The 4,169-nt window shown below is 70.7% G+C and carries 5 protein-coding genes; 3 read left to right on the top strand and 2 right to left on the bottom strand.

The window, feature by feature from the left end:
• Positions 1 to 217 precede the first annotated feature (217 nt).
• Together ACILRF_RS14965 and ACILRF_RS14960 are read right to left on the bottom strand one after the other, a co-directional pair.
• Positions 218 to 832, bottom strand: a complete 615-nt coding sequence (locus ACILRF_RS14965) for a carbonic anhydrase (protein ID WP_395674281.1) — start codon at positions 830 to 832, stop codon at positions 218 to 220.
• 258 nt (positions 833 to 1,090) lie between these two features.
• Positions 1,091 to 2,476, bottom strand: coding sequence for an HWE histidine kinase domain-containing protein (locus ACILRF_RS14960; protein ID WP_395674279.1), 1,386 nt, complete (start codon positions 2,474 to 2,476; stop codon positions 1,091 to 1,093).
• 231 nt (positions 2,477 to 2,707) lie between these two features.
• Between ACILRF_RS14960 and ACILRF_RS14955 the strand changes: the two genes are divergently transcribed.
• The 3 genes from ACILRF_RS14955 to ACILRF_RS14945 form a co-directional block, all read left to right on the top strand.
• A complete protein-coding gene (locus tag ACILRF_RS14955; RefSeq protein WP_395674277.1) occupies positions 2,708 to 3,007 on the top strand; it encodes a YqjD family protein in 300 nt (99 codons plus the stop codon).
• Positions 3,004 to 3,405, top strand: coding sequence for a hypothetical protein (locus tag ACILRF_RS14950; RefSeq protein WP_395674275.1), 402 nt, complete (start codon positions 3,004 to 3,006; stop codon positions 3,403 to 3,405). The genes ACILRF_RS14955 and ACILRF_RS14950 overlap by 4 nt, the downstream gene beginning before the upstream one ends.
• Before the next feature lie 96 nt (positions 3,406 to 3,501).
• On the top strand, positions 3,502 to 4,169 hold a 668-nt coding region (locus ACILRF_RS14945), incomplete at its 3' end, for a DegT/DnrJ/EryC1/StrS family aminotransferase (protein WP_395674273.1).

Genomic DNA, 4,169 nt, shown 5'->3' with positions numbered 1-4,169 from the left:
GGGTTCTGGGCGGCGGCGGGGGTGGCGAGCAGCAGGGCGACGGCGGTGGCCGCCAGGAGCGTGGATCGCATGAAGGGGCGTTCCTGATCTGATGTCCGGCGGCGTCACATGCGCCGCGTATGGGACAATGGGACACGCCGACGGTACGGCGCGTCAAGGCCGTCGCGGCTCAACCTGGACGTCGGTCCCCTCCTCCCCTTCGCGAGGAGGAACAGGATCAGCAGAGGCGCTCGACCTCTTCGACGCCGCTGGTGGTCACGTCGAGGTCGGTGACGAGGCCGTTCGACAGGGAATAGACCCAGCCGTGCACGGACAGCGACTGGCCGCGCGCCCAGGCGTCCTGGACGAAGACGTCGGAGGCGACGTTGCGGACCTGGCGGACGACGTTGAGTTCGACCAGCCGGTCCCAGCGAGCACGATCGTCCTTGATCTCGCCGAGCTCGTGGCGATGGTCGCGGTGGACCTCGCGGATGGGGTGCAGCCAATGGTCGACCAGGCCCTGGCGCTTGCCGTCCACCGCCGCGGCGACGCCGCCGCAGCCGTAGTGGCCGACGACCAGGATGTGCTTCACCTTCAGGACGTCGACAGCGAACTGGAGCACGCTGAGGTAGTTGGCGTCCTGCGGCGGGGCGAGGTTGGCGACGTTGCGGTGGACGAACAGCTCGCCGGGATCGAGGTCGACGATCTCGTTGGCAGGCACGCGGCTGTCCGAGCAGCCGATCCAGAGATACTCGGGCGCCTGCTGGCCTTCGAGGCGCTTGAAGAAGCCAGGGTCCGCGGAAACCTTGCGTTCCGCCCAGCGCCGGTTGTTCGCCTTCAGGTCCTCGAGCATGCGCATCCTCAAGTTTGCGAGGGGGCATTAAGCGCGGCGGCGGTCGGCGGCAAGTCCCCGCCTGGAAGCGGGATGGGCGAGGAAGGGGTCGGGTCGCTTGATCCGGGCGAGGTCCCTGAGCCGCCGGTCCGGCTCCTGCGGATGCCGCAGGCCCCCTCGCCGCTCGATGTATAGTCGAGGTTCCCCCCGCGGGAGGTGACGGCTTGTCTCAGGGGCGGGTTTAAGGGTGCGGCACGTTGGCCCGCCGGTCGCCCGTGATCAGGACCGCAGCAGCTCCGCCACGGCCGCCGCGACCTGGGTGACGTCGTAGGGCTTGCGGATCACCGGGGCGTCGAAGCCGCCCGGCGCGCCGCCGGCCTCGCCATAGCCGGTGGCGAAGACGAAAGGCACCTTGCGGCGGCTGAGCGCCTCGGCCACCGGCGTCACCGACCGGCCGTTGAGGTTGGCGTCGAGCACCGCCGCGTCGATCGGCCGATCGAGCAGGGCCATGGCCTCTTCCAGCTCGTAGGCCGGACCGATCACCTCGGCGCCTGCTTCGGACAGGCCGGTCTCCAGCTCCAAGGCCAACAGCACAGCGTCCTCGACGATCAGCACGCGGGCGCCTTTCAGATCAGCGCCGCGGCTCGAGGTGATGACGGTTTCGACGGCGCGGGCGGCGGGCGCCTCCGGCACGGTCTCCGGGCGCGGAGCCACGGCCTGAGCGCCCGCCCGCAGCCGCGCCTGGACGCCGGCCGGCCGGTAGTCGACCTCGGCCCCGCCGTTGAGTTCGCGGCCCGTGACCTGGTCGAGCAGGGTCGAGCCGAAGCCGCGCCGTGCGGGCGGCACGACACGGGGGCCGCCGGTCTCCGTCCAGACCAGTTCAAAGCCGCCGTCGGTACGCCGGCTCCAGCGGATCTCGACATGGCCATGGTCGCTGGACAGGGCGCCGAATTTCACGGCGTTGGCGCCCAGCTCGTGCAGGGCCAGCGACAGGGCGTTGGCGGCCCGCGGCGTCAGGAACAGCTCGGGGCCTTCCCAGCGGGTCTGGCCGGGCGCCAGGGCGCCGAGTTCGGCCGACACCAGGTGGTCGATCGCGGCGCCGCGCCAGCGGGCGGCGGTCAGGAGCTCGTTCGCCGAGCCCATCGCCTTCAGGCGGCCGCTGAAGTTTGCGAGGAAGCTTTCAAGGGAGGTCGTCCGCTTGGCGGTCTGCTGCGCCAGGGCCTGGACGGTGGCCAGCATGTTCTTCACCCGGTGGTCGAGCTCGGCCATCAGGGTGTGGCGCTGGTCTTCCTCGTGCTTGCGCTGGGTGATGTCCTCGACAAGGCCGGTGACGCAGGCCGGCCGGCCGTTGCTGTCGCGGCTGACCACCGCGGAAATGCGGACCCAGATGGTGCGTCCGTCGTCGGGGCGGATCTGGCGGAACTCCGCCTCCCAGGCGCCGTCCGACTCCAGGCCGAGGGCGCGCTCGCGAAGATAGCGGTCGCGGTCCTCCGGGTGGATGTGTCGGTCCATGACCCGGCCGCCTTCGGCCCCGACCTCGCCGGCGGGCACGCCGGTGATGGCGGCCATGTGCTGAGACACAACGAAGGTGTCGCGGGCGATGTCCCACTCGAATTCACCAAGGCCGGCGGCCTTGATCGCGAGTTCCAGCCCGTGCCGGTTCACTGTGACGCCACCTCCTGGTGAGAGCCGGTGAACTTCGAACATAGGGCGAGCCGTCGGCCGGCGCGATAGGAACCGGCGGTTTTCCTCAGGCGTTTCGCCCGCCGGAGGGGAGAGAAAGCTCTGCTTTGCCCGCAAGGCGGAACCCGGCTAGCATGTCCGGCGTTCAAAGCAGCGCTTACCGGCGCGTCCGCCCGTTCGTCCTGCGCCAGGCCATTCTTCGGAGACTTCCCCATGCCCGTGAACGCTCCCTCCACCGAGAACGGCGCCCTGAGCGGTGACACCAACAAGCGCCTGTCCGCCGACGCCCAGCGCACCTTCGCCGACGCCCGCGCGCGCATCGAGCAGGTCGTGCAGGAAGGCCTCGAACAGCTCCGGTCGCATTCGCGCACCTATGCCGACAGCGCCGGCCAGCAGCTCGATGTCGCCCAGCAGTACGTGAGCGAGCGGGTCAAGGAGCGTCCCCTGGCCGCCACCGGCGCGGCGCTCGGCGTCGGCGTGCTTATTGGTCTGCTGCTGTCGTCGCGGCGTTGAACTTCAAGCGGATCCTGAACCTGATTGTCGCCGCCGCCGCCATCGCGGCGGCGGGCGTCGTTTGCGTGGTCGCCGCCGCCTTCGCCCTCTACGCCTTCGCCAAGGATTACGTGGGACCGGCCTGGGCCGCGGCCATCGTCGCCGGGGTGGTCGCTCTGTTCGCGGTGATCGTCGCGATGCTGGCCGGCCGCAAGGGCCGGCCGCCCCCGCACAAGCCCGAAGAGGCCGGCATGGCCGGCAGGCTGATCGAACTGGCCCGCGAGCGCCCGATCGTCGCCGCCGGCGCCGCGGTCGCCGGCGCGATCCTGCTGAGCCGCAACCCGAAGATCGTCACCACCATCCTGTCGGCGGCGATCGCCGGCCGAGCGGCCTCCAAGCCCGCCGACAAGCGGCGCTGACCGCAACAGACCGACACGATCCGTGTTTGGCCGCGCCTTTCGGCGCATGGCATAGCCGCGCACAATCGAGGGTTCCCGGCCGATAGGGGTCGCCGCATGCCAATTCCGTTCATCGACCTGCAGGCCCAGCGCCAGCGCCTCGGCCCGGCCCTGGAAGAGGCGGTGCTGAAGGTCGTCCGCTCCGGCGCCTACATCATGGGGCCGGAGATCACCGAGCTGGAACAGGCTCTCGCCGACTTCGGCGAGGCCCCGCACGTGCTGTCGTGCGCCTCGGGCACCGACGCCCTGGTCCTGCCGCTGATGGCCTGGGGGATCGGGCCGGGAGATGCGGTGTTCTGCCCCTCCTTCACCTTCGCGGCGACGGCGGAAGCGGCGGTGCTGGTCGGCGCCTCGCCGGTGTTCGTCGACATCCTGCCGGACACCTACAACATCGATCCGGCCAGCCTGGAAGCCGCCATCGCGGCGGTGACGGCGAGGGGCGAGCTGAAGCCCCGGGCGATCATCGCCGTGGACCTGTTCGGCCAGCCCGCCGACTATCCGGCCCTGCGCGCGATCGCCGACGCCCATGGCCTGAAGCTGATCGCCGACTCGGCGCAGGGGTTCGGCTGCACGCTCAACGGCAAGCACCCAATCCATTGGGCGGACGTGGCCACCACCTCGTTCTTCCCGGCCAAGCCGCTCGGCGCCTATGGCGACGGCGGGGCGGTGCTGAGCAAGGACGCGCGCCTGCACGACCTGCTGGTCAGCATCCGGGTCCACGGCCA

Origin of the sequence: Phenylobacterium sp. (assembly GCF_044236515.1) — a bacterium.
In the GTDB taxonomy this organism is placed as follows: domain Bacteria; phylum Pseudomonadota; class Alphaproteobacteria; order Caulobacterales; family Caulobacteraceae; genus Phenylobacterium.
Note: the sequence above shows the minus strand (reverse complement) of the source record. Positions and strands in the feature narration are given on the sequence as shown.

Coding starts and splice junctions, on each gene's coding strand:
- ACILRF_RS14965 (WP_395674281.1), bottom strand. CDS start 832: ATGCTCGAGGACCTGAAGGCGAACAACCGGCGCTGGGCGGAACGCAAG.
- ACILRF_RS14955 (WP_395674277.1), top strand. CDS start 2,708: ATGCCCGTGAACGCTCCCTCCACCGAGAACGGCGCCCTGAGCGGTGAC.